Consider the following 23604-nt stretch of genomic DNA (forward strand, 5'->3'; position numbering starts at 1 on the left):
AGGCCTTGCCACAGGGCCGCAGAGGTCCTGCAAAGGCCCCGGCGCGCGCTTTTGGCGGGAGTGCTGTGGTTCGCCCTGCCGATGGTCTGCCTTGCGAGGGCCTCGGGGGCGGCGCGGCGTGGGTCAGCCTCTGCCGCAGGATGCGCCTGCCGGGGCTTCCGGCGGTTGTGCAGCCATGTGCAGCCGGTGCGGCCCGCGGCGCTGTCCGTCCCCGCGGAACAGGCGGACAGCGTGCCATGCCGACCGCCGGGGCCGCGTCCGGTGGCGCGTCATGGCTCTATGCGCGCTGTCCCGGGCGGCGTGGGGAAGATGCGCGCAAGCTCGGCTTCGTGATCGTAGGGGGTATGGTTTTCCCGCCGGGCCGGGCCAGTTCGATCTGCATGCGGGGCATCGGGACCTTTGCCTGCCGCAGGGCGCGGTCGATCAGCGACAGCAGCTCGTCCCGGCAGTCGGCGTCCCGTTCGAAGCGCGACAGCCAGAACCGCACCGCATAGGAATTTCTGTCGCTGCCCAGCTCTTGCACGCGCACATCCGGGGCCGGATCGGTCTGGATCAGGCGCGCCTCGCCCACGGCCTTCAGGATCAATGCCTTGGCGGTCTCCACGGGCACCTCCTGTGCAAGCTTCAGGGACAGCTGCGCGCGATACTGCGGTTTCGGGGCAGAGTAGTTGATGATGCGTCGGCGCGCGATCTGGCTGTTGGGCATGATCATGTAGGTCGAATCCAGCGTCAGCACCCGTGTCGTGCGCCAGCCGATCTCGATGACCTTGCCCTTTGTCACCTGCTCGATGTCGACCCAGTCCCCGATCCGGTAGGGCGCCTCGATGCCCAGTGCGATGCCGGACAGCGTATCGGCCACGACGTTCCGGATCGCGAACCCCAGCACGGCGAGGATCAGGCTGGATCCCGCAAGCGCGCCCAGAAGCCCCCGATCCAGCAAGAGCGCGGCAGAGGCAACAAGCGCGGCAAAGAACAAAAGCACCGTCACAAGGTCGCGAAACAGGCGCGGATAGGGCCGTTTGTGGCGTCGCCGGCGGTCTGCGAACAGGCCGAAGAGCCGGCTGCCGATCCAGGCCGCGGCAAGCCAGAACACAATGCCGCCCATCAGGCGCAGAGACACTCCGACCCGTCGCTCGACGGCCTGGTCGAAAATCACCATTCCGGCGGCAAAAAACAGCAGGAGCGAAGGCCAGAACAGCCTTCGGAGATGAGAGACCAGCCTCATGTCAGCAGTCCTGCTGGAGAAACCGCGATGATGGCCGCCGAGACCGGCACTGAAGGCAGGTCACGGCGGCTCCGGCCTGTTGCTCGACGGCAGAGCCGCACCGACGACAGGAGATCCGGATGATGGGGGTCACCCCCCGATAATGTGCCGGCAGCTGGGACAGCGGTGCGCGGCTGCACGGGGAAGCGATGACTTGCAGGACGGGCAGGAACGCGGAAGGTGACGAGTCATGAGACCCTCTTTCAACGGGAAGGGAAGGCGCCGCAGGCGCGATTGCCGATATCCCGGAAGGAGCGTCGTGGCTTCGTCAGCGCATCGGGCGGCTCCTTCCGGGCGGGTCATGGGCTTCGGCAAGGCCCCGGGACAGGCGGATCATTGGGCTTCCAGCCCTTCGGGCGCATCCTGGGGCGCGACACTGAGCACGGTCAGAACCCGCCGCTCTCCGTCCCTGGTATCCCAGTAGAGCGATGCGCCCTCGGCCAGGCCGATCAGGGCGACGCCGATCGGTGTCAGGATCGAGATCCGGCCGCGTGCGATATCGGCATCCTCGGGGTAGACCGGGGTGACCGTCTTGTCCTGGCCGGTGGTTTCGTCGCGGTAGGTCACCGCGCGGCCGATGGCCACCACGTTCGGCGGAAGTTTCGCCTCGGCAACGATACGGGCCCGGCCGATTTCGCCCAGAAGCCGGTCGGCAAGATCCGGGGTGCGCTGGAAGGCGCCCTCGGCAAGGGCTTCGAGCCGTGCCAGGCTGTCGTCCCCTATGACGACCCGCAGTCGCCTAGCCGGTGCCGCGGGGTGCTGTGCTTTGCTTTGTCATTGTCTTTTCCTTTCCACCTTTGGTGGTGTGATTGAAATTTGGGTAATCAACGGTCCTGACCCGCCATGGGCGGATCGGGGCATCAGGCCGCGTCGCGGTCCGGCAGGGGCTTCACATCCAGCACGACGACGACATCGATCTGCCCGTCGTCCCGCAACAGCGGCACCTTCTGCAGCTTGCGCATTCCGATCAGGGTTGCCCCAAGCAGCGACGCGACCGGAACATATCCCGCGCCCGGCACCGGGTTCATAGACAGCACGCCGCTGCGTGCCCCCTCGCCGCTGATCATGTAGGTGACATGGCGGCCCGCCACGACGAGATCGGGCGAGGCCGGTTCCTGCGCCCCGCGCGAGATCCGCAGCTTGTGGCGCAGCAGCCCGTTCAGCAGCGGCGGGTTGGGCGCACTCCGGGTTCCCTCTTGGCGAAGCAGCTGCTCGATGCCGAGCCGGTCGTCAACCGTGAGGCGAAAGCCGGTCTGGGCAGCAGCGCGTCTGAAGGGCGGTCGAACCTCCCTGCCGGTCGGCAGCTGGGTGATCCTGGTGATGGTCATGATGTGTCTCCCGGGGCGGCGAAGCCCGCGTTCTCAATGCAAGGATGTGAGAAAGCCCCGGGTGGTCGAAGACGCGCTTATGCGCAGACCGCCCGGGGACCCGAGCGGTTCAGAAGCAGAAACCGGAAAAGGATCTCGTGCGTGACCATAAGGAGACCTTAGTCATTGGGTGCAGGCTGTCAATCTTGGAGACCGGGCCGGAACGGCAAGGGCCCCGGCTGCGCAGCCTGAGTGGCGGGGAAACAGGGGCATTGCGGATGCGGCCCGGCAACACGATCCTGTGAGCGGGACGGGGGCGCGTCAGCGGCGGCGGCGCGCGCCCCGGGGTCTTTGGCGGTCAGACGACGCGCCCGGCGCGCGCAGGCCATGCCTTCCGGGGCGGGTGGCGGGTGCCTTGCGGGACGGTTTCCACCGATGCTGTGCGCGCGCCATCGTCGTCCCGACGGGCCCGGCCCGCTGCCTTCGCCTTCGCGACCGAAGGGGCCTTGTCCTCTGGCGGGAAGAGGCCCGGAAACAGGTCTTCGAAATCCGCCTTGCAGATCATCATTATATGCCTCCTTTCAGTCGCGTAATCGGGGTCGCCCCGGGGCGAAAGCCGCGCAGCGCCAGGGTCCGGCGGTGCGCTTGCTGGTTGTGTCGCCGCGCTTCAGGCTGCCCGGTTGCCGCGCCCCGTCGCATCGGGGTGCCGAACCGCAGACAGCGACCGCATGGCCGGTTCGCGCTCGATCAGCCCGTCGACGAGGCGCGGGATCTCACTGCGTTCGATCCCGATGTCGCGCAGCAGGCGATTGTCCATGCCTTGAAGCGCTTCGATCATCTTGCGGCGCTGGAACTTGCGGAACGCGGCCCGAAGCCAAAGGCGAAGCGCGCCGGGCTTGCGGGGGTTCTGGCGGTCGGTGCGGGGGGCCGAAAGGTGAGGGTTGCTGGCTATGAAGAGGTTGGGGTGCATGTCATGCTCCATGAGGCGGAAACTGAACCGGGACGCAGGCCGGACAATCCGCTTGCAGGCGGAGCTGTCCGGCCGGATTGGCGCGCGCGCGCCATGTCGACTGATCTGAAAAAAGATCGAGAAAACCCCGAGGCGCGGACAGGCACGCGGCCTGATCCCGCCCGGGGTTACCGGCGGTTCAGTGTTTTTCCTGCGTTCAGCAGGAACCTCGTATGAAGACTGAACAGGGTCATGATGGGGATATCGGCAATCCGCCTTTGGTTATCAAGGGCAGGGCAGGGCCTGCGACTTTCTGGCACCTTTTGCAGGGCTCCGGGCCCGCGAAACGCGTCCCCCGGTGGTCGCGGGGCAAGGCCGGACCAGTCGCGTGACGGGGCGCGGCTGGCGGTCGGACGGGGCGCGCGCGGGTGCTCTTGGGGGCTTGGGCAGAAGGCGAGGTTGGACGGAAGCCTTCGCAGCGGTCGGCGTCAGGGGATGACCATGCGGATGGCAGGCCTGCTGCCCCGTCAGGTCGGCGCCCTGCGCCTCATGCGGGGCTGTTGTCGTCGGCCTCGACGGAAGTCTCCAGCCCCTCGATATCCGCCAGCATCGTCATCGCATGGGCGGCATAGGGCCCGATCCAGCGTTTCTGGACGTCATGGATCGGCAGCGCGTCGAGATGGTTCCAGCGTTCGCGCCCGCGCCGCTCGACAACCACCAGCCCGGCCTTCTCCAGCACCGACAGGTGCTGCATCACCGTGCAGCGGTCGAGATCCGTCAGCCGCGCGCAAAGCGCGCCGGTGGTCTGCGGGCCGTCCTTGATCAGGTCGAGGATCCGTCGCCGCGCCCGGTGGCCAAGCGCCTTGAACAGGGCGTCGAATGTGTCTTCGGTTGACATGTTATATTTTTATAACATGATTGAGGGAAAGCAAAGGGGATCTGCATCATGGACCTCAGGTTCACCGTGGCGGGGCGCATATCCAAACCCGTCGAAGAGGTCTTCGAGGCCGTGGTCGCCCCCGAGCGCCTGTCGAAATACTTCACCACCGGCGGGGCGCGGGGCCGGCTGGAAACCGGGGCCGAGGTGACCTGGGATTTCCACGATTTTCCCGGCGCCTTCCCGGTTCTGGTGCAGGAGGTCGTGCCGAACGAAAGGATCGTGCTGCAATGGGAGGCGGACGGCACAACCGCCACCTGGACGACCGTGACCATGGAGTTCAGCGCGCTGGACGAGGGGCGCAGCCTTGTGCGGATCAGCGAATTCGGCTGGCCCGAAACCCAGGCGGGCCTGACCTCGTGCTTCGGCAACTGCGAAGGCTGGACGGCGATGCTCTGCGCCATGAAGGCCTGGCTGGAGCACGGCATCAACCTGCGGGACGGTTTCTACAAGTAATCCAAGACCGAAAGAGGAGAGGCATCCCATGGAAGCCGGAAAGAACATTGCCATCAAGGTTCCCCTGCATCGCTGGGACGACACCGTGGCCTTTTACCGGGACAAGGTCGGGCTGCCGGTCGCCCGCGAGCTGGACGACAGCACGGGGTTCGTCTTCGGCGCCCTGACCCTGTGGATCGACCGCGTCCCGCACCAGAGCCAGGTGGATGTGTGGATCGAACTTTTCGACGACGACCCGGACGCCGCCCTGTCGCGCCTTGGCAGCCCCGTGCGGGATGAGCTGGAACCGCTGACCAATGTCACCGGGCACTGGACGTCGGACCCCGCCGGGACGGTGATCCTGCTGCGCAAGGAGCAGATGGGCTGAGCCGGAAAGCGCACGGCTTCGCCCGGTTTCCCAGCCGGGTGAGGCTGCCCCGCTTCGGCCTGTTCGCGCCATGAAATCCGACCAAGAGGGTCCGCTTGCGCCGGGGCTGTCAGGCCGGTTCCGGCGCGGGCAGGGCGATATCGGCAAGGGTCGAGCGGTTGAGGCTCTCGATAAAGGACATCTCGGCCACCCGAAGCCGGGACTTCAGGCGACAGCACCCGTCGATCGTGCATTCTCCGCCGTCCGGCTGAAGGCATTCGACCAGCGCCTGACCCTCTTCCAGCAGGCGCACCACATCCCCCAGCCGGATCTCCGCGGGCGCGCGGGCCGGGTGGCGCCGCCGCCGCCGCCACGGCGGGTCTGCACCAGCCCGGCCCGGCCGAGTTTCTGCATGATCTTGATGAGATGGTGGCGCGACAGCTGGAATTCCTCGGCCAGATCGGCCGTGGAAAAGGCCCGGTCCGGCGCGCTGGCAAGACGCATCAGCATGCGAAGTCCGTAGTCGGTGAAAGAGGTCAGGCGCATCTGGTCCCCGTGAAGTGGTATTTACAGTGCCTGTTATCGCGCGTATCCAGAAGTGTGAACAGCCCCGGCGCGCAAAGCCTGCCTTATCCGCGCGACGGAATGCATCTCTTGCAGCGCGGAGTTCGAAAATGGGCAACGGATCCAACAGCTTCAAGGGTCGTGGCGACCACGCTTCCCCGCCCTGCATGGCGGCGGAGGTCGATCCCCAGTATTTCGATCCCCTGGCGGTGGACCCCGAACAGGCGCGTGACGTGGCCCGGTGGCGCAGGGCGGAACGCGAGCGGCTGCGCGCGGCGCGCCGGGCGCTTGCCGCACCCGAACGGAAAGCCGTCGGGGATGCGCTGATGGCCGGGCTGGAGAGGCTGCTTGGCGCAGAGACGGTCGGGGCGGGGGACGAGATCGTCTCTTTCTACTGGCCGATCAAGGACGAGCCGGACCTGCGCCCGCTGATGACCGCGATGCACGCGGCGGGCCGCCGCATCGCGCTGCCGCTGGTCGAGACGCGGGCGGCGCCGCTGGTATTCCGCCTCTGGACCCCGCAAACCCGGATGCAGCGCGGCCACTGGAACATCCCCGTGCCGCCACCGGAGGCGCCCGAGGTGGTGCCGGACGTGGTGCTTGCGCCTTTGATGGGCTGGGACGGCGCGGGGTATCGCCTGGGCTACGGGGGCGGGTATTTCGACCGGACGCTGGCGGCGCTGTCACCACGGCCTTTCCGGATCGGCGTGGGGCTCGCCTCGGCGCAGCTGCCCACGATCTACCCGCAACCCCACGATATTCCGATGGATGTCATCCTGACGGAGCGCGGTGTCGAGGTCAGCGCATGAGGCTGGGCCGGGCCGAGATCGCGCGGCAGCTCTTCGAGGGGATGCCCGACGCGCTGGTGGTCGCGGACCGCGCGGGCATCATCCGGCACTGGAACGGCGGCGCCGAGCGGATCTTCGGCTTTGCCGAGGATGAGGCGCTTGGCCGGTCGCTGGATATCATCACGCCCGAGCGCCTGCGCGCGCGGCACTGGCGCGGCTACGAGACAACCATGCGGACCGGCCACACGAAATACGGCGCGGGCGACCTGCTGGCGGTGCCCGCGCTCCGGAAGGACGGGGCGCAGATTTCGATCCAGTTCTCCATCGTGCCCCTGCGCGACGCCGAGGGCGCCTTGCAGGCGATCGCGGCGATCATGCGCGACGTCACCGAAGACTTCGAGGACCGCAAGAGGCTGCGCCGCGCGCTTCGTGAGGCGGAAGGCTGACGAAGCGCGCGGCGGTCAGGCCGGAAGGATCACCCTGCGGCCCGCTTCATGCACGGCGATGTCGGCGCGGATGGCGCGGTTGCCGGGGCAGGCGGCATGGCCCGGCAGCGCAAACGGGTATCAGGCCACGGCGGCCCGGACGCGGAAGGCGCCGCACCCGCATGGCAGGCCTCGGAAGCTACCGGGTCCAGAGGCCGCCGCACCCGACCGGCAGTCATGTGAGGCCGGTGCGCAGATCGCGACGCCCGGTTAGGCCCTTCATCAGAGCGGTATCAGCAGCAGAAGGATGCTCATGATCGCCCCGCCGGAGGTGAATGCCGGTCCGATACGAGCTGGGCGCGGGCCTCGGCGCAAAGGACGCTCAGGCGCTGCGCCGCCGGGACAATCGCGTCGATGTCATCCGCGCCGGTGCCACAGTAAAGCGGCATCTGTTCCAGTGCCCCGCTGGTGGTGCGCAGGGGCGAATCCGTGCTCTGGCGCAGCCGCGGGGTGGGGCCGTCGTAGGCGATGACCTCACGGGCGATCCTCTCGGGGTCATGTCCCATCAGGGTCGGGCCGAAGGCCTCGGTGACACTGTTGCGCAGGACGCGCACCGCCGATCCCATGGGCCAGTTCAGCACGAAACCGTCGGTCAGCACGGTATCCGCGCCCCGGGCGGTCACGATCCGTTGCTTGTGGTAGTCGTGGGCGAAGGATTCCTCGGTGGCCAGAAAGGCGGTGCCGCACTGCACCCCCTGCGCCCCAAGCGTCAGCGCCCGGGCCAGCGCCTTGCCCGAGCCGATGCCGCCCGAGGCGACAACCGGCAGGGCCGTGGTGTCCAGCACGGAGCGGAGCAGGTCGAAGGTCGGGCTGCGCCCGTGCACGTGTCCGCCCGCATCCTGTCCCTGTGCGATCAGCACATCGGCGCCGGCGGCCTCGGCCTCGCGCGCTGCGGGCAGCGTGCCGACCTGGTGCAGCACGAGGGCGCCTGCCGCCTTCACCCGGGCAATGGCCTCGGGCAGGACGTCCCAGAAGAACGAGAAGATCGCGACCTCCATCGACAGGCAGATTTCGATCTGCCGGTGCAGCAGGCCCGGATCGGTGGCTGCCGGGATGAGGTTGACGGCGAAGGGGCGGTCCGACAGCCGGCGGTAGGCCTCGATTTCCGAGCGGATGAGCGACGGCGCCTCGCGCACCATCCCCAGCGTCGGGAAGCCGCCGGCATTGGCGACCGCAGCGGCCAGTTCGGCGCGCGCGACGCCGCCCATGCCAGCAAGGATGACGGGATAGTCACATCCCAGACGGTCGCACAGGGGCGTGCGGAGGGACCCGGAACCGGCGGTCATGACGTGCTCTCCTTCAGGCGCTGCTTCAGATCGTCCCGCAGCACCACCGCCTGATTGTGCTCCCGGTCCGGCGCGGCAAAGCGCAGGGGGCGGGGCGTGCCCGGCACCATGCGAGGCAGCGCCCGACCGCGTCCGCCTTGTTCGACAGTTCGCGCAGGGGGCGGTTGCGGAAGGCGTCCCGTTTCTGCGGGTCGTGGCCGAACCATGCCCCAAGCGCGCCGGTCGGCGCGCTGTCCCTGATCCAGTCGTCGGGCCGCTGCGCTGCTTTCGAGACCCCGCGCGGCCAGATCCGGTCTGCCAGCAGCCGCGCGCGGCCCCTGTCGGGCGCCTTGTCGTGAACGCGGGCGATGTCGATATCGGGGTGCCGGGCCATGCCTGCCTCACGCCAGTTTCGGGATGCCGCCGCCCCGGGCATCCTCGACCGCGAAGCTGAGCGACCGGGCAATGCGCTCGGCCCGCTCGATGACATGGGCGGCGCCTGCGGCGGTGCAGATCTCTGTCGCGGCCTCGCGGAAGAGGCAGAGCCAGCGCTCGAAATGGCCCCGGTCGATGGGAAGGCCGATATGCTTGGGCACGGGGGCGCCATGGTAGCGGCCCGTCATCAGGGCGACCGAGGACCAGAAGGCGGTCATCCGCTCCAGATGCGGCGGCCAGTCGTCGATGCGCGCCGCGAAGATCGGGCCAAGCACCGGATCCCTGCGGATCTTGTCATAAAAGGCATGAACCAGCGCGCGCAGCACCCCGTCATCAAGCCCGGTCCTTGCCTCGATCTCGGCGGTGGTCGCCGGTCGCGCGGAGGGGCTGCGGGAGGGGGGTGTCTGGGTGGAGGTCATCGGTGTGGCACCTTGGACGCAGTTGTCCTGTTGTGGTACGGCCATCAAGTGGTATTGTAAATACCTATTGGGGTCGGGCGCAATCGGACGACGCCGCGCAGAGCCCCGTGGGCCAAGGCGGCAGGGCGCCGGGGTCAGGACAAGGGGCGCGATGCATTGAGCGAGGTATCCAGAACCGACAGCGGCTTTGTCGTAGAGGCCTCCGCCCTCGCACGGGCCTTCGGGATCACGGAAGCACAGGTCCGGGAAGAGATGCGGAGCGGCCTCATCAGCAGCCGCTCCGAGATCGGGGAGGGCGCGGACGAAGGACGTTGGCGCATGACCTTCTACCGTGGCGACCGCGCCTTCCGTCTGGTGGTCGATGCCGAGGGGGCGGTGCTGTCGCGGGGTTACTTTCCGGTCACGCTGCGGTCACGGTCCGGGCACCGGGATTGACACCCGCCGGGCGGCAGGCAACCATACTGCCATGGTCAGGCACCCGATCACGTTTCGGTTTCTTCTGCTGAACCGCCCCTAGCCCCGGGCGGTGCGCGGGCGTGTTCCACGCCGCGATCTCCCGGGGGTATCTCGAACAAACGCTGAGATTGTCGGAGGTCTCTCCGGGGGGAAATATGGCCATACCTGACGCAACAGGGTCAACGATACCGCAGGACGAAACATGTCAGGCCGAGGGCAAGGATGGCGGCTGCCGCCTGACAGCGTCCGACCGGCTGCAGATCGAGAGATTTCTGAGCTTCGCCGACAACAGCAGTGTCGTCTACTCCCAACTCCTGCTGGAGCTTCTGAACCGGAAGCTGCAGGCGGCGGATGTGATCGAGGGGGCGGCGCCACCCGATCTTGCCGCCTTCGGACGCCACATTTCCTGCGTTGTGGATGAGACGGAAGCCGAGAGCGGGGTTCTCAGCTTCGGTCTGGTGGCGCGTGCCGGAGAAATCCCCGTTCACTCGCTTCTGGGGGCCACGCTCATCGGGCTGTCGGTCGGGCAGCGCACGCGTCTCATGTCCGAGGACGGCACCAGCCGGTCCTTGGTGGTCACCCGGGTGGGCGCGCCCTTTGGCGCCTAGGGGCGGGGGTCGCTGCCTCTCCCCGGGGGCGCCCGGGCATCCGGCCCGAGGCCGGGGCGCGCGGCCCGCGCCGGTGTTCGGTGCCGCGGGCCGTAGCCGGGCCCGGCGTGGAAGGATCGGCCCGGCGGGCGGCGGCGGCCATTGCCCCAAGACCCTACCGCGTTTGACTTGGCGTCAGAAACTTCATAGCGTTGCCTCATGTCTGTGTGCTCATCCCTGAACAGAGGCCGGGCTTTTCCCGGATCTCTGCTGAACCGCTCCCTGCCCCGGGCAGGGGGCGCATGGGCTGACCTTCACGCTCGGGGATCTTCTTCACCAACAGCTTTGAAGTCTTGTGGCCTGCGCCGGGCAGGCCGAGGAGAAGATATGCGAACATCAAATGAAGCGGCGGCTTTCGCAGGCAGATCACGCAACGAGGCTGTCGCGATTGACAGCGGGGCCTTCGCAAGCGTGCAGGCCATGCGACCGATCCGGTCGGTGTTGTCGCAGCGTGACTTCCGGCGCCTTCAAGAGCTGCGCAGGCAATGCGCCGCAATCGAAAGCGGTGTCTTTCCTCTGCTCACCCACCTGATCAGGGTCAAGCTTCAGGATGCTCATGTGCGGCTTCCGGCGGAACAGGGGGGGCCGGTGGCCACCCCGGGCTCGCGGGTGACCTTTTCTATCCGGGGCACGGCACCGCTGTCCCGGACCCTCTTTGACGAGGGGTTTGCACATGACCAGGCCGGTATCCCGATCAAGACCTTCCTCGGGGTCACCTTGCTGGGGATGACGGTGGGGCAGACGGTGCCGCTGCTGAACGCGGACGGGACGACGGAGGCGCTCGAGCTTGTGGCGATCCCGTGGCACGTCGAGCCGAGGTAGCAGCGCCCATGCAAAGGACGGGCGCTGGACGACGATGCGCGAGATCCTTGCCAAGCTGCCCGCCGACCACACCCGGTCGGCGGGTGGATCCCTTTTTGGCGCAGGGGCCTGCATCCCCGGGCCGCTATGGAATGGAGATATCATGAAAAGACATTTGCGAAGACGGTTCGAAGCGGTCGTGGCCGCCATTGGCCTTGCCCTGCTGCCCGGCGCCCTGGGTGCCGAGATCGACGGGCATGGTCCCGATGCCTGGCGGGTGACCGGGGTGGCGGCGGATGACGTGCTGAATGCCCGGATGGGCCCCGGCACCCGCTATCCGGTGATCGAGACCTTTGCGCATGATGCGCGGGGGCTGGAGGAAATCACCTGCGTGCCCTTCTTCACCATGGCGCATTACGCCGCCATGACGCTGGCCCAGATCGAGGCGCTGCCGCAGCGGTGGTGCCTGATGCGCTCGGCGGACATGAGCAAGGCCGGCTGGGTGGCGCAGCGCTTCCTGATCGAGGATGGCCTCGAGCCGGTCGCGGTGCCCGCCTCTGACAGCGATGCGGTGCCGGGCGATGCGATGATCCGCGAGGCGCAGGAACTGGTCCGCGCCCTGTACGAGAGCGCGCGCCTGGCCCGCATGGGCGGACCGGAGCCGCTGAACCCGGCAAATGCAGGCACCTTCTTTTCCACCGAGGTTGTGGCCTCCCTGAAGGCGACGCCACTTCAGGCCGACCCGATCTACGGTGCGCAGGATTTCGAAGGCAGCGTCGGCATTCCGCGACCGGACCCCGAACAGCCCATGTTCCGCGGCATGATCACCATCACCGTCGATATCGAGAATTTCGGGCGGCGGCACACGTGCCGTCTTCCGGCTGCGCGCAGACACGGGTCGGCCCGGCGCGCCGCTGCGTATCTTCCGCGTCGAACACGACGGCTGGACATTCCCTTAAGACCCGCAAGACCTTTGGAGACGAGTATGAACACGAAACTACTTTCTGTCCTTGTGACCGCTTTGCTGGCCATGTCCCAGACGGCGACGGCCCGGATCGAGACGGTGCCGGTCGGCACGGTGACGGCCACCATCGGCGAGGCCGCCTACGCGGGGGAAACCCTCGACGTGCCCTCCGAGGGCACCTCGACCGCGGAATGGCGCATCTTCGGTCCGGTCTCCACGCTGAGCATCCAGTGCCCATGACTCGGAGGCGGCAAGCATCATGGAGGGCATCCTGTCGATCGAGATATCGCTGATGGGAACGGACGCCTCGGCTGCGATGATGGATGCCTCTGTGTCGTGGTGGCCAGAGGGCATGAATGAGCCCTTCTATATCAGCGAGGCAATCGGTCCCGACCTGGAAATCGCCATCGACTCGCTTTCGCTCAAGGATGAGGGCTCGACGATCACCGGCAGCTTTACGGCAGAGCTGTGCCGCAAGGACAGCTTCTTTGCCGAGACCGACAGGGGCAATTGCCTTCCGGTCGAGGGGCGCTTCGACACCGCCCTGAAAAAGACGGAGTAGGGCAGCCCCGGACCGGTACCGCTCGAAAGCGTGCCGCCGCCGAAAACCAGTCCCGGATCCCGGCAGGGGCCCGGGCACGCACCGGGCGGTGCCTGCCGCCCGGTGACGCAGCGCGCAGCCCGATGCAAGGCGCCGCTACCCGTCGCGGGGGCGCAGGGGCTGCCTGTCGAGGGATAGGGGCCTTGTCGGGGCCTGCCTGCGGCCCGGCCCGTGGTCTGTCCGGTCCTGTTCCCGGCGGATCAGCCTTCCGCCTTTTGCAGCACAAGGAAGGTCATCATGCCGATGGGGGGCAGGGGCTTTGTCTCTGCAACCTCGAGGTCCGGCTGTTGCAGCACGGTGGCGATGTCGAAATCCGAATGCCAGCCCAGAAGGTTCGAGAAGGGCGCAAAGAACCGTTCGATCCGCGCCAGCATGCCGGTCTCCTGCGCGAAGTGATTGGTGATGACGACCTTGCCGCCGGGTTTGCAGACCCGCGCGATCTCGGCCATCACGCGTTCCGGTTCCGGCACGACCGAGATGATGTGCATCGCGGCCACGGCATCGAAGTGATTGTCCGGAAAATCGAGGGACCGCGCATCCATCTGTCGGAGGTGCCGGACATGCCCCAGCGCGTGGCGCTCGACCTTTTCCCGCGCCTTGCCCAGCATGTCTTCGCTGAAATCGATACCCGTCACCGACAGGTCCGGACGGTAGTTGCGCAGCGCAAGGCCGGTTCCGACCCCGACTTCCAGAACGCTGGTCGCGTTTTGTCCATTGATGTAATCGACCGCCGCGCGCCGTCCGGCATTGGTGATCGCGCCGAAGGTATGGTCGTAGACGGGCGCCCACCGCGCGTAAGAGGTCTTGATTGCGCTGAGTTCCATCTTGTTAGTCCTTTGCGGTGCGTGATTTGCGAGCGGATCGGAACGCCCAGATCAGGCTGCAGATGTAGGCACATGTCATCAGCGCCAGGGTAGCCCAGAGATATGTCAGTAATGCTGCGGCCATAAGTCCTGCGCCCAGAAGGAAAAACTTGGCGTTCCCGCGGTCGATGGTCAGCTGCTTGAAGGCATAGGTCGGGACGCGGCTGATCATCAGCAGGCCGACCAGAAAGACATGGCCGGCGATAAGCGCAGGCACGGCCAGGAGAAGGTCGGGGAAGAGGAACGAGACAAACATGGGCAGCATCACGAGGACGGCGCCCGCCGGCGAGGGGACGCCGACAAAGTAATCAGATCCCGGGCCTTCCTTCTCCAGCCGGCTGTCGACGTTGAACCGGGCCAGCCGCAGGACGCAGCAGATGGAATAGCTCAGGACAGCGATCCAGCCGAGGCTTTGAAAGTCCTGCAGGGCCCATTGGTAGATGATCAGGGCAGGCGCCACGCCGAAGTTCAGGAAATCCGCGAGGGAATCCAGTTCCGCACCGATCGGCGACTCGCTTTTTGTCAGGCGCGCGATCCGCCCGTCCAGACCGTCCAGAAGGCAGGCCACCAGAACCAGGCGCACGGCCAGTTCGAAATCGCCTTCATAGCCAAAGCGTATGGCGGACAGGCCGGCGCAAATGGCCGAGATGGTCACCAGGTTCGGCAACAGCTGCAGGACGTTGATTTTCCGTTTCTTTTCCGGCGTGGTGTCAGGCATGCGTCAATCTGTTCGCGCAACGCGTGCGGGCTCGTCCGAGGTCAGATCCGCAAGGACCGTCTCGCCCGCGACCATGGTCTGCCCCAAAGAGACCAGCGGCGGCACACCATCCGGCAGGTAGACGTCCAGCCGCGAGCCGAAGCGGATCAGGCCAAACCGTTCGCCGGTTGCCGGGCTGTCGCCCCGCGCGGAAAAGCAGACGATCCGCCGCGCGACCAGCCCCGCGATCTGGACCACGGCGATCTGCCGCCCGTCCGCCATGTCGATGCACAGGCTGTTGCGCTCGTTGTCGGCGCTGGCCTTGTCCAGAGAGGCATTGAAGAACTTGCCGGGCCGATAGGCGATGGCCGAGATCCGGCCCGCCACGGGGGCGCGGTTCACGTGGCAGTTGAAGACGCTCATGAACACGCTGACGCGGGTCAGCGGCTGATCGGTCATGCCCAGTTCCGACGGCGGCACGGCCTTCTCGATCAGCGACACCACGCCATCGGCGGGACTGACGATCAGGCCCTCGCGGATCGGGGTCGCACGGGCCGGGTCACGGAAGAAGTAGTAGCACCAGATCGTCAGTCCGACGCCCAGCCATCCCAGCACGGAAGAAAGCAGGAAGAGCACCGCTGTGACAGCCGCAAAGATGGCCACAAACCGCCGCCCTTCCGGATGCATCGGCTTGAGGAACGTGTCGCGCATTTTCATAGATGTGTCGCTTTTCCTTGGCGAATGGTCGTTTGCTTACCCAACCCAGGTCATGACCACAACATCATATGGGTGATGGATGCAACCGGGCCTCGGGTGCAACAGCCGGGGCTGCCGGTCTGTTCCGTGACCGACCGGCGGGGTATCGCCGAGCGATGACCCGCTGCATGGGACCGGGCCGGTGGCGTGAGGGCGCGGGTCTGCCGCCCGGCAGCGACGCCGGGCGGATCACCGGATCGGATTACCGGGGTCAGACCACCGGGGTCAGCACGGGGTTGCCGCGCAGGTGGGCGCGCAGGTTCTTCACCACGAGATCGCCCATCGCGGCCCGCGTCTTGTGCGTGGCGCTGCCGATATGGGGCAGCAGGACGACATTGTCCTGCATGCGCAGCGCCTCGGGCACATTCGGTTCCTGCGCGAAGACATCCAGCGCCGCCCCGGCGATGGTGCCGGTCGACAGCGCCTCGATCAGGGCCTCTTCGTCCACCAGATCGCCGCGCGCGACATTGACCAGACGGCCCTCGGCGCCCAGAGCCTCCAGCACCTCGCGGCTGACGATGCCGCGGGTCTGCGGCGTGCTGGGCGCGATCACCACCAGCCAGTCGACGTCGCGGGCCATGTCCACGGGGTTGTCGTAGTACTGGAAGGGCTGGTGCGCCTGTTCCGAGCGGCCATGGTAGACGACGCGCATGGAAAAGGCCTGTGCCAGCCGCGCGATGGCCTTTCCGATCCGGCCCAGCCCGATGATACCCACCGTGGCCCCGGTCAGTTCGGCGGTGAGCGGCATGGCGCCCTCGTTCTCCCACCGGCCCGCGCGGACATAGGCGTGGCTTTCCGGCAGGCGGTGCGCAAGCGCCAGCATCAGCGCCATGGTCACCTCGGCCACGCAGTCGTTCAGCACGTCGGGCGTGTTGGTCACGCGCACGCCGTGTTCCTTCGCCGCCTCGACGTCGACGGCGTCATAGCCGACCCCGAAGGACGAGATGATTTCCAGCGCGGGCAGGGCCTCGATGATTTCGCGCGAGCAGCCGGTGCCGCCGCCGGTGGCGACAAAGCGCAGGCCCTCGGGCAGGGCCTTCAGGAAGGCGCCCTTGTCCGTGGCGTCGCAATAGCGGTGCAGGGTGAAATCCTGGTCAAGCTGGTCCACCACGCGCGGGGCGAGGTCGGCGACAAGCAGAAGGTCGGGTTTGGTCATGGTCGTTGGGTCTTTTCGGTCAGGGGTTTCGGGTCAGGCCGCCGCACCGGCCCTGCGGCGGCGCAACAGCAGCATCACCACCGGGATCATCCAGACGGCAATGGTGAACAGGCCAAGCCCCGCGGCAATCGGGCGCTCGAAGAAGGCGAGGAAGCTGCCGTCGGACTTGATCATCGAGGTGACGAAGTTCTGTTCCAGCATCGGCCCCAGCACAAGGCCGAGGATCGCGGGGGCGATGGGGATGTCGTTCTCCTCCATCAGGAAGCCGATGATGCCGAAGACGAACATCAGCCAGATCCCGAAGACCGAGTTGTTGATGGCGAAAGAGCCGACCATGCAGAACATCAGGATGATCGGCATCAGCACCCGCTGCGGGATCGACAGCACCTGCCGGGCGCCCTTGATCGCCATCCAGCCCAGCGGCAGCATGATCAGGTTGGCGATCAGGAAGACGATGAAGACCGCGTAGATCATCTGCGGCTGGGTGATGAAGACCATCGGGCCGGGGTTTATGCCCTTGATGTAAAGCACGCCGATGACGATGGCGGTGATGGAATCGCCCGGGATGCCGAAGACCAGCGCCGGGATCCGAGGCGCCGGACATGGCGCCGTTGTTCGACGATCCGGCCTCGACCAGCCCCTCGACATGGCCCTTTCCGAACTTCTCGGGCGTCTTCGAGAACTTCTTGGACACGGCGTAGCTGATCCATGCCGCGATGTCGGCGCCCGCGCCGGGCAGGGCGCCGATGGCGGTGCCAAGGGCACTGCCGCGCAGCGCCTGTACCGGGTAGCGCGCCATGTTGCCGATCTGCTCGCGGAAGATGCCGCGTTGGCCCGTGGGCGGCGGTTTCTCGTCGCTGCCCCGGTGGATGAAGGCGCGGATGACCTCGGAGACGGCGAAGAGGCCGATCATCGCCGGGATGAACTGCACGCCGCCCATCAGCTCGACATTGCCGAAGGTATAGCGCGGCTCGCCCGCCGGGTTTTCGAGCCCCACGGTGGCCGCGAAAAGGCCGATGAACAGGGAAATCAGCCCGCGCGCCGGTGAGCCGGGCGAGATGAAGACCGCGCAGGACAGGCCCAGCACCACAAGCCAGAAATACTCGAAGGACGAGAACTTCAGCGCCACTTCGGCCAGCACCGGCGAGGCGGTGATCAGCACCAGCGTGCCGAAGATCCCGCCCAGCGACGAAAAGACCAGAGAGGCCCCAAGGGCGGATTCTGGCCTGCCCTGTTTGGTCAGCGCATAGGCGTCCTGCACATAGGCGGCAGAGGCCGGTGTGCCGGGCATGCGCAGCAAGGTGCCGGGGATGTCGCCCGCGAAGATCGCCATGGCGGTGGCGGTGACGATGGCGGCGATGGCGGGCACCGGCTCCATGAAGAAGGTGACGGGCACCAGCAGCGCGGTGGCCATGGTCGCGGTCAGGCCGGGAATGGCGCCGACGAACATGCCGAAGGCGGCGGCGGCAAGGATCACCAGCAGGACGGAGGGCTGAAAGACAAGCCCGGCGGCGTCGAGGACTACGGACATGGTTGGCTCACCACAGGAAGGACAGGAAAGAGCTGCGGGGCAGGGGCACCAGAAGCAGCTTGCCGAAGGCCTGCTGGATCGCCACCACGGCCACCAGCGAGACCGGCAGGGCGATGATCAGCCGCACGCGCAGCACCAGCATCGCAAGGACCATGACCGCGAAGGCCGTGGGCAGGAAACCCAGCACCGGCGACAGCAGGATATAGGCGAGGATCAGCACCAGCACCGCGGCCATGCGGGCCAGCGCCGCCGTGCTGGCGGTCCACTCGGCCAGTTTCAGGCCGGGCAGGCGCTCGCCCGCGATGACCGCCTTGACGATGATGAAAAGGCCGGTCAGCGCCGTCACCAGCGCGATGGCGCGCGGCATGGTGCCCGCGCCGTAGGCCTGTCCGGGGATCGCCTTGAAGCCCCATGCGGAAATGTAGATCGCAATGCCGCCCAGCAGGGTCAGAAGCCCAAGGGTCAGGTCGGTGACGCGCATTCTGCTGTCCTCGTGTTCGGGGCCCGGAGACGGGAAGGGGCCGGAGGAAACGAGATCCCCCGGCCCCCGTTCGCCTGTCGGGCCTTATTCGGCGGCCAGACCGGCCTGTTTCATGACTTCGCCGAAGGCGGCGTCGTCGGCGGCCACGATGTCGCGCGCGTCATCGCCGCGCGCCCACCGCAGGCCAAAGCCGCGATCCTGCATGAAGGTCTGGTACTCGTCCGAGTTGTAGGCGGTCTCGATCGCGTCCATGAGCTTGGTCTTGACCTCGTCCGGCAGGCCGGCGGGCGCGGCGACAGAGCGCCAGACGGCCACGGTCCAGTCCGAGCCGGTGGATTCCGCCAGCGTCGGCACGTCCGGGAAGGCCTCTTGCCGTTCTGCCGACATGCTGGCCAGCGCCGTCACGCGGCCCGCGTCGATCATCGAGCGGCCCTCGGCCAGCGACGAGGGGATGATGTCCACACCGCCCGCGACCATGTCGGTCAGGCCCGGCGCCGCGCCACTGGCTGGGCACGAAGGTCACGTGGTCGGGTGCCAGATCCTCGGACAGAAGCCAGCCGGCGAGGCCGACGTGCCAGATGCCGCCCTGGCCGGTGCCCGATGCCTTGTAGGTGCCCGCGGGCTCGCTCTTGATGCTTTCCAGCAGCGCCTCGACGCTGTCGAAGCCGGAATCGGCAGAGACCATGACGCCGCCCGGATCGGCGTTGACGATGGCGAGGATGTCGAAGTCCTCGTAGGTCAGTTCCGTCAGGCCCTGCCAGTGCATCATGTCGATCTCGATGGTCATGATGCCGATGGTGTAGCCGTCGGCTTCGGCATTGGCGATGGCGCTGTGGCCCACCACGCCCGAGCCGCCGGTGCGGTTCACGACGTTGACCGGCACGCCCAGTTCCTTCTGGATCTCGGCGCCCAGCAGGCGGCCCACGGCGTCGGTGCCGCCGCCCGCGCCCAGGGCACGATCAGCTGGATCGGGCGCTCGGGGTACTCGGCCCGGGCGGCGCCGGTGGCGGCGGCCAGCAAAAGCGCGGCGGCTGTGGCGGTCTTGGCAAATTGCATAAATGTCCTCCTTGTGGTCTATAGCGGTTTGGCCGGGCGAACGGACCCGGACCGTGAACCCTCCGGGAGAGCCGACAACAAAGCCCGCGCGCCTGCACGGTTTCGAACGGTCGATGCTGTCCTTGATCCCCCGGAGCCTCCTCCGCTGTTGACGCTATCCAGCGCAGTGATAACGTTCCAATGAATAAATCCGGTTCTGCAATCGCGAAACGCGATCGCTTGACGAGGGGGAGCACGCTGGACAGGGACTTTACCGCCAGCCTCAAGGTACGGCACCTGTCGCTGATCGTCGCCCTGGCGGATCACGGCACCACGCACAGCGCGGCGGACGCGCTGAACATGACGCAGTCCACGGCCTCGAAGATGCTGCGCGATGTCGAGGACGTCTTTCAGGCGACATTGTTCGAACGCGGTCCGCGGGGCATGATCCTGACCCCGCTGGGCCAGTTCGCGGTCGACAATGCGCGGGCGCAGCTGTCCCGCCTGCAACGGTTTTCCGAAGAGTTCTCGGCCCGGCGCGCCGGGGGCTACGGCACGCTGGCGGTCGGTGCGATCACCGGCGCGGCGCCCGATCTGGTTGCCCGCGCGGTGGCCGAGATCAAGGGCCGCCGCCCGCAGCTGTCCGTGGCGCTGCACGGGGAAACCAGCGACGGCATCCTGTCGGAACTGGAGGCCGGGCGGCTGGACCTGGCGGTGGGACGCTTCAGCGCCGAGCGGCACCGGACGGTTTTCGCCTTCGAACCGCTGGCCGAAGAGCGGCTGGTGGTCGTGGCCCGTGCCGGTCACAGGCAGGCCACCGGCGCGCATCGGCTGGAGGATCTTCAGGACTGCGCCCGGGTCCTGCAACCGGTCAGCAACCCGTCGCGGCAGGCGCTGGACGCGGCCTTCGACCGCGCGGGCCTGCGCCGACCGCGCGAAACGATAGAATGCTCGTCGATCCTGCTGATCCTCAACCTCGTGCAGGAATCCGATGCCGTCGCGCTGCTGCCGCAGGCGGTGGTGCTGGCGCATCTGCGGGCGGGCCTGTTCACGGTGTTGGACATCCGCCCCGAGATCCGGCTGTCGGGCTTCGGTCTTGTGACCCGCCGCAAGGAGCCGCTGGAACCGGCGGCGCTGGAGTTCTGCGATATCCTGCGCGCCCGGGCGCGGCGGTAGGCGGGCAGGGGCGGGCGCGCCCCTGCCGTGTCTTGATCCGCGCGCCTGTGGCGCGGCAGGCCGGGCGGCGTCAGCCCCGGCTGGGCACAACCCGGTTGGAACAGGCGCCGAAACCGACCCGGAAGCCGTTGCCCTGCGCATGGCCGCGTATCGTGACCGTATCGCCGTCCTCGATATAGGCGCGGGTCTCCCCCGACGACAGCTGTACCGGCTCCTGGCCGTTCCAGGTCAGCTCGATCATGCAGCCCCGCGACAGCTTTTCCGGCCCCGAGATGGTGCCCGACCCAAGCAGGTCGCCGACCCGCATCGGGCAGCCTGAAGTGGTGTGATGGGTCAGCTGCTGGGCGGCGGAGTAATACATGTGCTTGTAGTTCGACCGGGTGACGACGGTCTCTTCGCCGGAGGGCGGCGCCAGAGCCACCTCCAGTTCCACGTCGTAGAGCATCGGGCCGTTTTCCTGAAGGTAGTCGAGCAGCGGCACTTCGCGCTCTGCGGCGGCGCAGCGGAATGGCTCCAGCGCGGCGGCGGTGACGATCCAGGGGCTGATTGTGGTCGCGGCGGCCTTGGACTGGAACGGGCCGAGCGGCTGGAATTCCCAGGCCTGAATATCGCGCGCCGACCAGTCGTTCAGAAGCACATAGCCGAAGATGTTGTCGAAGGCGGTTGCCACGTCGATCATGCCGCCCGAGGGCTGGCCGACGATAGCCCCGAATTCCAGCTCGAAGTCGAACCGTTCAGAGGGGCCGAAACGCGGCATGGCCTCGTCCTTGGCCTTCAGCTGGCCCATGGGCCGCCGCACATCCGTGCCCGAGACGGCGACGGAGGAGGCGCGGCCGTTGTAGCCGATGGGAATGTGCAGCCAGTTCGGCGGCACCTCGCCATTGGTGCCCCGCAGGACCCGGCCCACGTTGGAGGCATGATGCCGGGATGCGTAGAAATCGGTGAATTCCGTGACCGTGAAGGGCATCAGAAGCTGCACGTCGGACAGCGCCTGCAGATGCGGCGACAGGGTGCTTTCCGCCCCGGCGCCCTCTGCCAGCGCGGTCAGAAGCCAGCCGCGCAGCCGGTCCCATTCCGGTTTGCCGAGGGCCATGAAGGCCGACCAGTCGCCGGACCGGAGGGTGCCGCCGAAATCGAGGACACCGGCCTCTTCCAGACCGTGGAGGTCCAGCACATGGGTGCCGATCGCGGTACAGCAGCGGCCCGGCTTGCCGTCGCGCGCGAACACGCCGTAGGGCAGGTTGTTGAGCGGGAATTCAGCCGTCTCGGCATTTGCGCTCTCTACCCAAGAGCGGATCAGGTCGGTCATGTCGGTGTCTCCTCAAAGGCATCGGTCTGGTTGTCGGGGTGTGCGGCGCGGAAGGCGGGGTGGGCCAGACAGGCCGTTTCGATGGCCACGAGCCGCTGCAGCGGCGCGAGGTCCAGCGCCCACCGGCGCGCGTTGTAAAGCTGCGGGATCAGGCAGATGTCGGCCAGCGAGGGCCTGTCGCCAAAGCAGAAATCGCCGCTGTCCGGCAGCATGGTCTGGAAGGCGGCCAGCCCGCGGCCCATCCAGTGCTGCATCCAGTCGCGCAGATCGGCCTCGTCGTGGCCCATGCCGCGCAGCCGCTTCAGCACCGAGAGGTTGTTCAGCGGGTGCACGTCCGAGGCGATGATCTGTGCGGCGGCCCGGATGCGGGCGGCGGTCATCGGGTCGGCAGAGAGCAGAGTGGGGTCGGGCACTTCCGTCTCCAGCCATTCCATGATGGCCATGGACTGGGTCAGGGGGCCCTGATCTGTTTGCAGCACGGGCACGCTGGACAGGGGGTTCAGCGCCATGAAATCGGCGCCGAACTGCGCGCCGTGGCGCAGATCCCAGCTGCGGGCGTCGTAGTCCAGCCCTTTGAGGGCCAGCGCGATGCGGACGCGATAGGACGCGGACGAGCGCCAATAGCCATGCAGGACCATCACAGGCCGCGTGCCTCCGTTGTCAGCCTCCGCGAGCCGGTCACGGCTTGTTCTCCGTCCCAAGCGTTGCGCGGGTATAGATGGATTTCGCGGCCAGAAGATGGGTGGTCATCACGGCATCGGCCCAGTCCGCGTCGCCGACAAGGAAGGCGTCCAGCAATTCGCGGTGGTGGTTCTGGCTGCGCTCCAGTTCCTCCACCGTCCAGTCCTGGAAGGTCGGGCTGGTGATGCGGTGCCGCGCGACCTGCCGCACCGCCGTGGCCACCGCGCTGCTGTTCGACTGTTGCAGGATCCGCCAGTGGAAGACCTCGTTGAACTGGCGATAGAGGCGCCGGTCGATGGTGTCCGGCTGTGACACGGCGGTCATCTTGTCGATGAGCTGCTGCAGATCCTCGACAAACCCCGGGTCGACGTGGCTTGCCGCCAGCCGGGCCGCCAAGGGCTCCAGCCGGGCACGCACCTCGAAGATCTGGACCACGGTCATCGGGTTGACGTCCGCCAGATAGGCCCGGCGGTTGGGGTGGCGCATGACCACGCCCTCGGTCTCCAGCTGGTGCAGGGCGTCGCGCACCGGGGTGCGGCTGGTGTTCAGCCGTTCGGCCAGCATCTCTTCGGGCATCGGGTCTCCGGCGACGATCTCGCCGGAAATGATGAGGTTCCGGATGCCCTCGTAGGCCTCCTGCCGCGCGCTGCTCATGAGGCCTCTCCGGGTGTTGCCGCGGGCGCGGGCTCTGCCCCGGGCTTGCCTGCCAGCACGCCGTAAAGGTGGCAGCGGGCCAGCGACTTGTCCCCGGCGGCAAGCAGGTCGGGTTCCTGTTCGCGGCAGACCGGTTCCACGTGGCGGCAGCGCGAGGCAAACCGGCAGCCGGGCAGGGTGTCGATGGGCGTCGGCACGTCGCCTTCCAGCACCACCCGTTCCCGCCGCACCAGCGGGTCGGAATTGGGAATCGCGCGGATCAGGTTCTGCGTATAGGGGTGCTGCGGGCGGCGCATGACCTCGCGCACCGGCCCCTGTTCGACGACGCGGCCCAGATACATGACCGCGATCCTGTCGCAGATGTACCCGACGGTCGCGATATCGTGCGAGATGTAAAGCACCGCCAGCCCCAGATCCCGGGACAGCTCGTCGAGGATGCGCAGGACGCCCGCCTGAACCGAGACGTCCAGCATCGAGACGGGTTCGTCGCAGACGATGAAGTCGGGGTCGAGCACCAGCGCCCGCGCGATGGCGACCCGCTGCCGCTGGCCGCCGGACAGGTCGAGCCGGATAGCGGTGCT

The 23604-nt window shown here is 67.4% G+C and carries 30 protein-coding genes and 3 pseudogenes; 10 read left to right on the top strand and 23 right to left on the bottom strand.

Annotated elements, in window-relative coordinates; all coding sequences use genetic code 11:
* Positions 1-277: 277 nt before the first annotated feature.
* The 5 genes from ABFB10_RS15080 to ABFB10_RS15100 form a co-directional block, all read right to left on the bottom strand.
* Complete coding sequence (locus tag ABFB10_RS15080; RefSeq protein WP_347167119.1) at positions 278-1225, bottom strand: mechanosensitive ion channel family protein; 948 nt, start codon at positions 1223-1225, stop codon at positions 278-280.
* Positions 1226-1597: 372 nt separating this feature from the next.
* Positions 1598-1999: a nucleoside diphosphate kinase regulator gene (gene rnk, locus ABFB10_RS15085; protein WP_347168032.1), complete on the bottom strand. Its 402-nt coding sequence runs from the start codon at positions 1997-1999 to the stop codon at positions 1598-1600.
* 125 nt (positions 2000-2124) lie between these two features.
* Positions 2125-2592 (bottom strand): hypothetical protein, encoded by a 468-nt coding sequence (locus tag ABFB10_RS15090; protein WP_347167120.1) that lies wholly within the window; start codon positions 2590-2592, stop codon positions 2125-2127.
* Between the two features lie 646 nt (positions 2593-3238).
* Entirely contained in the window at positions 3239-3541 is a 303-nt protein-coding gene (locus ABFB10_RS15095) for a DUF1127 domain-containing protein (RefSeq protein WP_347167121.1), read from the bottom strand.
* Positions 3542-4067: 526 nt separating this feature from the next.
* Complete coding sequence (locus ABFB10_RS15100) at positions 4068-4418, bottom strand: ArsR/SmtB family transcription factor (RefSeq protein WP_347167122.1); 351 nt, start codon at positions 4416-4418, stop codon at positions 4068-4070.
* Positions 4419-4466: 48 nt separating this feature from the next.
* Here ABFB10_RS15100 and ABFB10_RS15105 point away from each other — a divergent pair, with 48 nt between their 5' ends.
* Both ABFB10_RS15105 and ABFB10_RS15110 read left to right on the top strand, forming a co-directional pair.
* Entirely contained in the window at positions 4467-4913 is a 447-nt protein-coding gene (locus ABFB10_RS15105) for an SRPBCC family protein (protein WP_347167123.1), read from the top strand.
* Positions 4914-4941: 28 nt separating this feature from the next.
* Positions 4942-5280: a hypothetical protein gene (locus ABFB10_RS15110; protein ID WP_347167124.1), complete on the top strand. Its 339-nt coding sequence runs from the start codon at positions 4942-4944 to the stop codon at positions 5278-5280.
* 109 nt (positions 5281-5389) lie between these two features.
* Here ABFB10_RS15110 and ABFB10_RS15115 read toward each other — a convergent pair.
* Positions 5390-5805: pseudogene (locus tag ABFB10_RS15115) on the bottom strand (Rrf2 family transcriptional regulator).
* A 128-nt stretch (positions 5806-5933) separates the two neighbouring features.
* On the opposite strand from ABFB10_RS15115, the gene ABFB10_RS15120 reads away from it, so the two are divergent.
* Positions 5934-6632, top strand: coding sequence for a 5-formyltetrahydrofolate cyclo-ligase (locus ABFB10_RS15120; RefSeq protein WP_347167125.1), 699 nt, complete (start codon positions 5934-5936; stop codon positions 6630-6632).
* Complete coding sequence (locus ABFB10_RS15125; protein ID WP_347167126.1) at positions 6629-7057, top strand: PAS domain S-box protein; 429 nt, start codon at positions 6629-6631, stop codon at positions 7055-7057. The genes ABFB10_RS15120 and ABFB10_RS15125 overlap by 4 nt, the downstream gene beginning before the upstream one ends.
* A 290-nt stretch (positions 7058-7347) precedes the next feature.
* Here the strand turns inward: ABFB10_RS15125 and ABFB10_RS15130 are convergent, their stop codons facing one another.
* Genes ABFB10_RS15130 through ABFB10_RS15140 form a run of 3 tightly spaced genes read right to left on the bottom strand, consistent with a single transcriptional unit; the run spans position 7348 to position 9215 of the window.
* Complete coding sequence (locus ABFB10_RS15130) at positions 7348-8382, bottom strand: NAD(P)H-dependent flavin oxidoreductase (RefSeq protein WP_347167127.1); 1035 nt, start codon at positions 8380-8382, stop codon at positions 7348-7350.
* 25 nt (positions 8383-8407) lie between these two features.
* Positions 8408-8755 (bottom strand): DUF488 domain-containing protein, encoded by a 348-nt coding sequence (locus tag ABFB10_RS15135; RefSeq protein ID WP_347167128.1) that lies wholly within the window; start codon positions 8753-8755, stop codon positions 8408-8410.
* A 7-nt stretch (positions 8756-8762) separates the two neighbouring features.
* Positions 8763-9215 (bottom strand): group III truncated hemoglobin, encoded by a 453-nt coding sequence (locus ABFB10_RS15140; protein WP_347167129.1) that lies wholly within the window; start codon positions 9213-9215, stop codon positions 8763-8765.
* A 156-nt stretch (positions 9216-9371) separates the two neighbouring features.
* Here ABFB10_RS15140 and ABFB10_RS15145 point away from each other — a divergent pair, with 156 nt between their 5' ends.
* Together ABFB10_RS15145 and ABFB10_RS15150 are read left to right on the top strand one after the other, a co-directional pair.
* A complete protein-coding gene (locus ABFB10_RS15145) occupies positions 9372-9650 on the top strand; it encodes a DUF6522 family protein (protein ID WP_347167130.1) in 279 nt (92 codons plus the stop codon).
* Between the two features lie 176 nt (positions 9651-9826).
* Entirely contained in the window at positions 9827-10279 is a 453-nt protein-coding gene (locus ABFB10_RS15150) for a hypothetical protein (RefSeq protein ID WP_347167131.1), read from the top strand.
* Between the two features lie 405 nt (positions 10280-10684).
* Here the strand turns inward: ABFB10_RS15150 and ABFB10_RS15155 are convergent, their stop codons facing one another.
* Positions 10685-10876, bottom strand: coding sequence for a hypothetical protein (locus ABFB10_RS15155; protein WP_347167132.1), 192 nt, complete (start codon positions 10874-10876; stop codon positions 10685-10687).
* 30 nt (positions 10877-10906) lie between these two features.
* Here ABFB10_RS15155 and ABFB10_RS15160 point away from each other — a divergent pair, with 30 nt between their 5' ends.
* The 3 genes from ABFB10_RS15160 (at position 10907) to ABFB10_RS15170 (ending at position 12645) form a co-directional block, all read left to right on the top strand.
* On the top strand, positions 10907-11140 hold the full coding sequence (locus ABFB10_RS15160; RefSeq protein WP_347167133.1) for a GreA/GreB family elongation factor: 234 nt from the start codon (positions 10907-10909) through the stop codon (positions 11138-11140).
* A gap of 142 nt (positions 11141-11282) precedes the next feature.
* On the top strand, positions 11283-12323 hold the full coding sequence (locus ABFB10_RS15165; protein WP_347167134.1) for an SH3 domain-containing protein: 1041 nt from the start codon (positions 11283-11285) through the stop codon (positions 12321-12323).
* A gap of 19 nt (positions 12324-12342) precedes the next feature.
* Entirely contained in the window at positions 12343-12645 is a 303-nt protein-coding gene (locus ABFB10_RS15170) for a hypothetical protein (protein ID WP_347167135.1), read from the top strand.
* Between the two features lie 239 nt (positions 12646-12884).
* On the opposite strand, the gene ABFB10_RS15175 is transcribed toward ABFB10_RS15170, so the two are convergent.
* The 9 genes and pseudogenes from ABFB10_RS15175 to ABFB10_RS15215 all read right to left on the bottom strand — a co-directional run.
* Positions 12885-13508 carry a class I SAM-dependent methyltransferase gene (locus tag ABFB10_RS15175; RefSeq protein ID WP_347167136.1) on the bottom strand — a complete coding sequence of 208 codons (624 nt, stop codon included), beginning with the start codon at positions 13506-13508 and terminating at the stop codon, positions 12885-12887.
* Positions 13509-13512: 4 nt separating this feature from the next.
* Positions 13513-14265, bottom strand: coding sequence for a CDP-diacylglycerol--serine O-phosphatidyltransferase (pssA, locus tag ABFB10_RS15180; protein ID WP_347167137.1), 753 nt, complete (start codon positions 14263-14265; stop codon positions 13513-13515).
* A gap of 3 nt (positions 14266-14268) precedes the next feature.
* Positions 14269-14961: a phosphatidylserine decarboxylase gene (locus tag ABFB10_RS15185; RefSeq protein WP_347167138.1), complete on the bottom strand. Its 693-nt coding sequence runs from the start codon at positions 14959-14961 to the stop codon at positions 14269-14271.
* A 250-nt stretch (positions 14962-15211) separates the two neighbouring features.
* Positions 15212-16156, bottom strand: a complete 945-nt coding sequence (locus tag ABFB10_RS15190) for a 2-hydroxyacid dehydrogenase (RefSeq protein ID WP_347167139.1) — start codon at positions 16154-16156, stop codon at positions 15212-15214.
* 33 nt (positions 16157-16189) lie between these two features.
* The gene (locus ABFB10_RS15195) at positions 16190-16804 is read right to left on the bottom strand and encodes a tripartite tricarboxylate transporter permease (protein ID WP_347167140.1); all 615 of its coding nucleotides are present in this window, start codon (positions 16802-16804) and stop codon (positions 16190-16192) included.
* A pseudogene (locus tag ABFB10_RS15200) lies at positions 16800-17687 on the bottom strand (tripartite tricarboxylate transporter permease); the annotation flags it as partial. The pseudogene ABFB10_RS15200 and the gene ABFB10_RS15195, both read right to left, overlap by 5 nt.
* Positions 17688-17694: 7 nt before the next feature.
* Complete coding sequence (locus ABFB10_RS15205; RefSeq protein WP_347167141.1) at positions 17695-18168, bottom strand: tripartite tricarboxylate transporter TctB family protein; 474 nt, start codon at positions 18166-18168, stop codon at positions 17695-17697.
* 84 nt (positions 18169-18252) lie between these two features.
* Positions 18253-18645 (bottom strand): tripartite tricarboxylate transporter substrate-binding protein, encoded by a 393-nt coding sequence (locus ABFB10_RS15210; RefSeq protein ID WP_347167142.1) that lies wholly within the window; start codon positions 18643-18645, stop codon positions 18253-18255.
* A 175-nt stretch (positions 18646-18820) separates the two neighbouring features.
* Positions 18821-19093 (bottom strand): annotated as a pseudogene (locus tag ABFB10_RS15215) (tripartite tricarboxylate transporter substrate-binding protein); the annotation flags it as partial.
* Between the two features lie 350 nt (positions 19094-19443).
* Between ABFB10_RS15215 and ABFB10_RS15220 the strand changes: the two are divergent.
* On the top strand, positions 19444-20379 hold the full coding sequence (locus tag ABFB10_RS15220; protein WP_347167143.1) for a LysR substrate-binding domain-containing protein: 936 nt from the start codon (positions 19444-19446) through the stop codon (positions 20377-20379).
* A 70-nt stretch (positions 20380-20449) separates the two neighbouring features.
* Here ABFB10_RS15220 and fahA read toward each other — a convergent pair whose 3' ends face one another.
* The 4 genes from fahA to ABFB10_RS15240 are packed head-to-tail and all read right to left on the bottom strand — an operon-like array spanning position 20450 to position 23595.
* Entirely contained in the window at positions 20450-21688 is a 1239-nt protein-coding gene (gene fahA, locus ABFB10_RS15225; RefSeq protein WP_347167144.1) for a fumarylacetoacetase, read from the bottom strand.
* The gene (gene maiA / locus ABFB10_RS15230) at positions 21685-22326 is read right to left on the bottom strand and encodes a maleylacetoacetate isomerase (protein WP_347168033.1); all 642 of its coding nucleotides are present in this window, start codon (positions 22324-22326) and stop codon (positions 21685-21687) included. The genes fahA and maiA overlap by 4 nt, the downstream gene beginning before the upstream one ends.
* A 40-nt stretch (positions 22327-22366) precedes the next feature.
* Positions 22367-23023 carry a GntR family transcriptional regulator gene (locus ABFB10_RS15235; RefSeq protein ID WP_347167145.1) on the bottom strand — a complete coding sequence of 219 codons (657 nt, stop codon included), beginning with the start codon at positions 23021-23023 and terminating at the stop codon, positions 22367-22369.
* On the bottom strand, positions 23020-23595 hold the full coding sequence (locus tag ABFB10_RS15240; protein WP_347168034.1) for an oligopeptide/dipeptide ABC transporter ATP-binding protein: 576 nt from the start codon (positions 23593-23595) through the stop codon (positions 23020-23022). Before ABFB10_RS15240 ends, ABFB10_RS15235 begins: the two co-directional genes overlap by 4 nt.
* Between the last annotated feature and the right edge of the window lie 9 nt (positions 23596-23604).

Source organism: Ponticoccus litoralis (assembly GCF_039769985.1).
Lineage (GTDB): Bacteria > Pseudomonadota > Alphaproteobacteria > Rhodobacterales > Rhodobacteraceae > Ponticoccus > Ponticoccus litoralis.

Excerpts from the sequence above, each read along its gene's own strand:
- ABFB10_RS15080 (WP_347167119.1), bottom strand. The coding sequence starts at position 1,225 with ATGAGGCTGGTCTCTCATCTCCGAAGGCTGTTCTGGCCTTCGCTCCTG.
- ABFB10_RS15090 (WP_347167120.1), bottom strand. The coding sequence starts at position 2,592 with ATGACCATCACCAGGATCACCCAGCTGCCGACCGGCAGGGAGGTTCGA.
- ABFB10_RS15095 (WP_347167121.1), bottom strand. The coding sequence starts at position 3,541 with ATGCACCCCAACCTCTTCATAGCCAGCAACCCTCACCTTTCGGCCCCC.
- ABFB10_RS15100 (WP_347167122.1), bottom strand. The coding sequence starts at position 4,418 with ATGTCAACCGAAGACACATTCGACGCCCTGTTCAAGGCGCTTGGCCAC.
- ABFB10_RS15105 (WP_347167123.1), top strand. The coding sequence starts at position 4,467 with ATGGACCTCAGGTTCACCGTGGCGGGGCGCATATCCAAACCCGTCGAA.
- ABFB10_RS15110 (WP_347167124.1), top strand. The coding sequence starts at position 4,942 with ATGGAAGCCGGAAAGAACATTGCCATCAAGGTTCCCCTGCATCGCTGG.
- ABFB10_RS15120 (WP_347167125.1), top strand. The coding sequence starts at position 5,934 with ATGGGCAACGGATCCAACAGCTTCAAGGGTCGTGGCGACCACGCTTCC.
- ABFB10_RS15125 (WP_347167126.1), top strand. The coding sequence starts at position 6,629 with ATGAGGCTGGGCCGGGCCGAGATCGCGCGGCAGCTCTTCGAGGGGATG.
- ABFB10_RS15130 (WP_347167127.1), bottom strand. The coding sequence starts at position 8,382 with ATGACCGCCGGTTCCGGGTCCCTCCGCACGCCCCTGTGCGACCGTCTG.
- ABFB10_RS15135 (WP_347167128.1), bottom strand. The coding sequence starts at position 8,755 with ATGGCCCGGCACCCCGATATCGACATCGCCCGCGTTCACGACAAGGCG.
- ABFB10_RS15140 (WP_347167129.1), bottom strand. The coding sequence starts at position 9,215 with ATGACCTCCACCCAGACACCCCCCTCCCGCAGCCCCTCCGCGCGACCG.
- ABFB10_RS15150 (WP_347167131.1), top strand. The coding sequence starts at position 9,827 with ATGGCCATACCTGACGCAACAGGGTCAACGATACCGCAGGACGAAACA.
- ABFB10_RS15155 (WP_347167132.1), bottom strand. The coding sequence starts at position 10,876 with ATGAGCATCCTGAAGCTTGACCCTGATCAGGTGGGTGAGCAGAGGAAA.
- ABFB10_RS15165 (WP_347167134.1), top strand. The coding sequence starts at position 11,283 with ATGAAAAGACATTTGCGAAGACGGTTCGAAGCGGTCGTGGCCGCCATT.
- ABFB10_RS15170 (WP_347167135.1), top strand. The coding sequence starts at position 12,343 with ATGGAGGGCATCCTGTCGATCGAGATATCGCTGATGGGAACGGACGCC.
- ABFB10_RS15175 (WP_347167136.1), bottom strand. The coding sequence starts at position 13,508 with ATGGAACTCAGCGCAATCAAGACCTCTTACGCGCGGTGGGCGCCCGTC.
- pssA (WP_347167137.1), bottom strand. The coding sequence starts at position 14,265 with ATGCCTGACACCACGCCGGAAAAGAAACGGAAAATCAACGTCCTGCAG.
- ABFB10_RS15185 (WP_347167138.1), bottom strand. The coding sequence starts at position 14,961 with ATGAAAATGCGCGACACGTTCCTCAAGCCGATGCATCCGGAAGGGCGG.
- ABFB10_RS15190 (WP_347167139.1), bottom strand. The coding sequence starts at position 16,156 with ATGACCAAACCCGACCTTCTGCTTGTCGCCGACCTCGCCCCGCGCGTG.
- ABFB10_RS15195 (WP_347167140.1), bottom strand. The coding sequence starts at position 16,804 with ATGTCGAGGGGCTGGTCGAGGCCGGATCGTCGAACAACGGCGCCATGT.
- ABFB10_RS15205 (WP_347167141.1), bottom strand. The coding sequence starts at position 18,168 with ATGCGCGTCACCGACCTGACCCTTGGGCTTCTGACCCTGCTGGGCGGC.
- ABFB10_RS15210 (WP_347167142.1), bottom strand. The coding sequence starts at position 18,645 with ATGGTCGCGGGCGGTGTGGACATCATCCCCTCGTCGCTGGCCGAGGGC.
- fahA (WP_347167144.1), bottom strand. The coding sequence starts at position 21,688 with ATGACCGACCTGATCCGCTCTTGGGTAGAGAGCGCAAATGCCGAGACG.
- maiA (WP_347168033.1), bottom strand. The coding sequence starts at position 22,326 with ATGGTCCTGCATGGCTATTGGCGCTCGTCCGCGTCCTATCGCGTCCGC.
- ABFB10_RS15235 (WP_347167145.1), bottom strand. The coding sequence starts at position 23,023 with ATGAGCAGCGCGCGGCAGGAGGCCTACGAGGGCATCCGGAACCTCATC.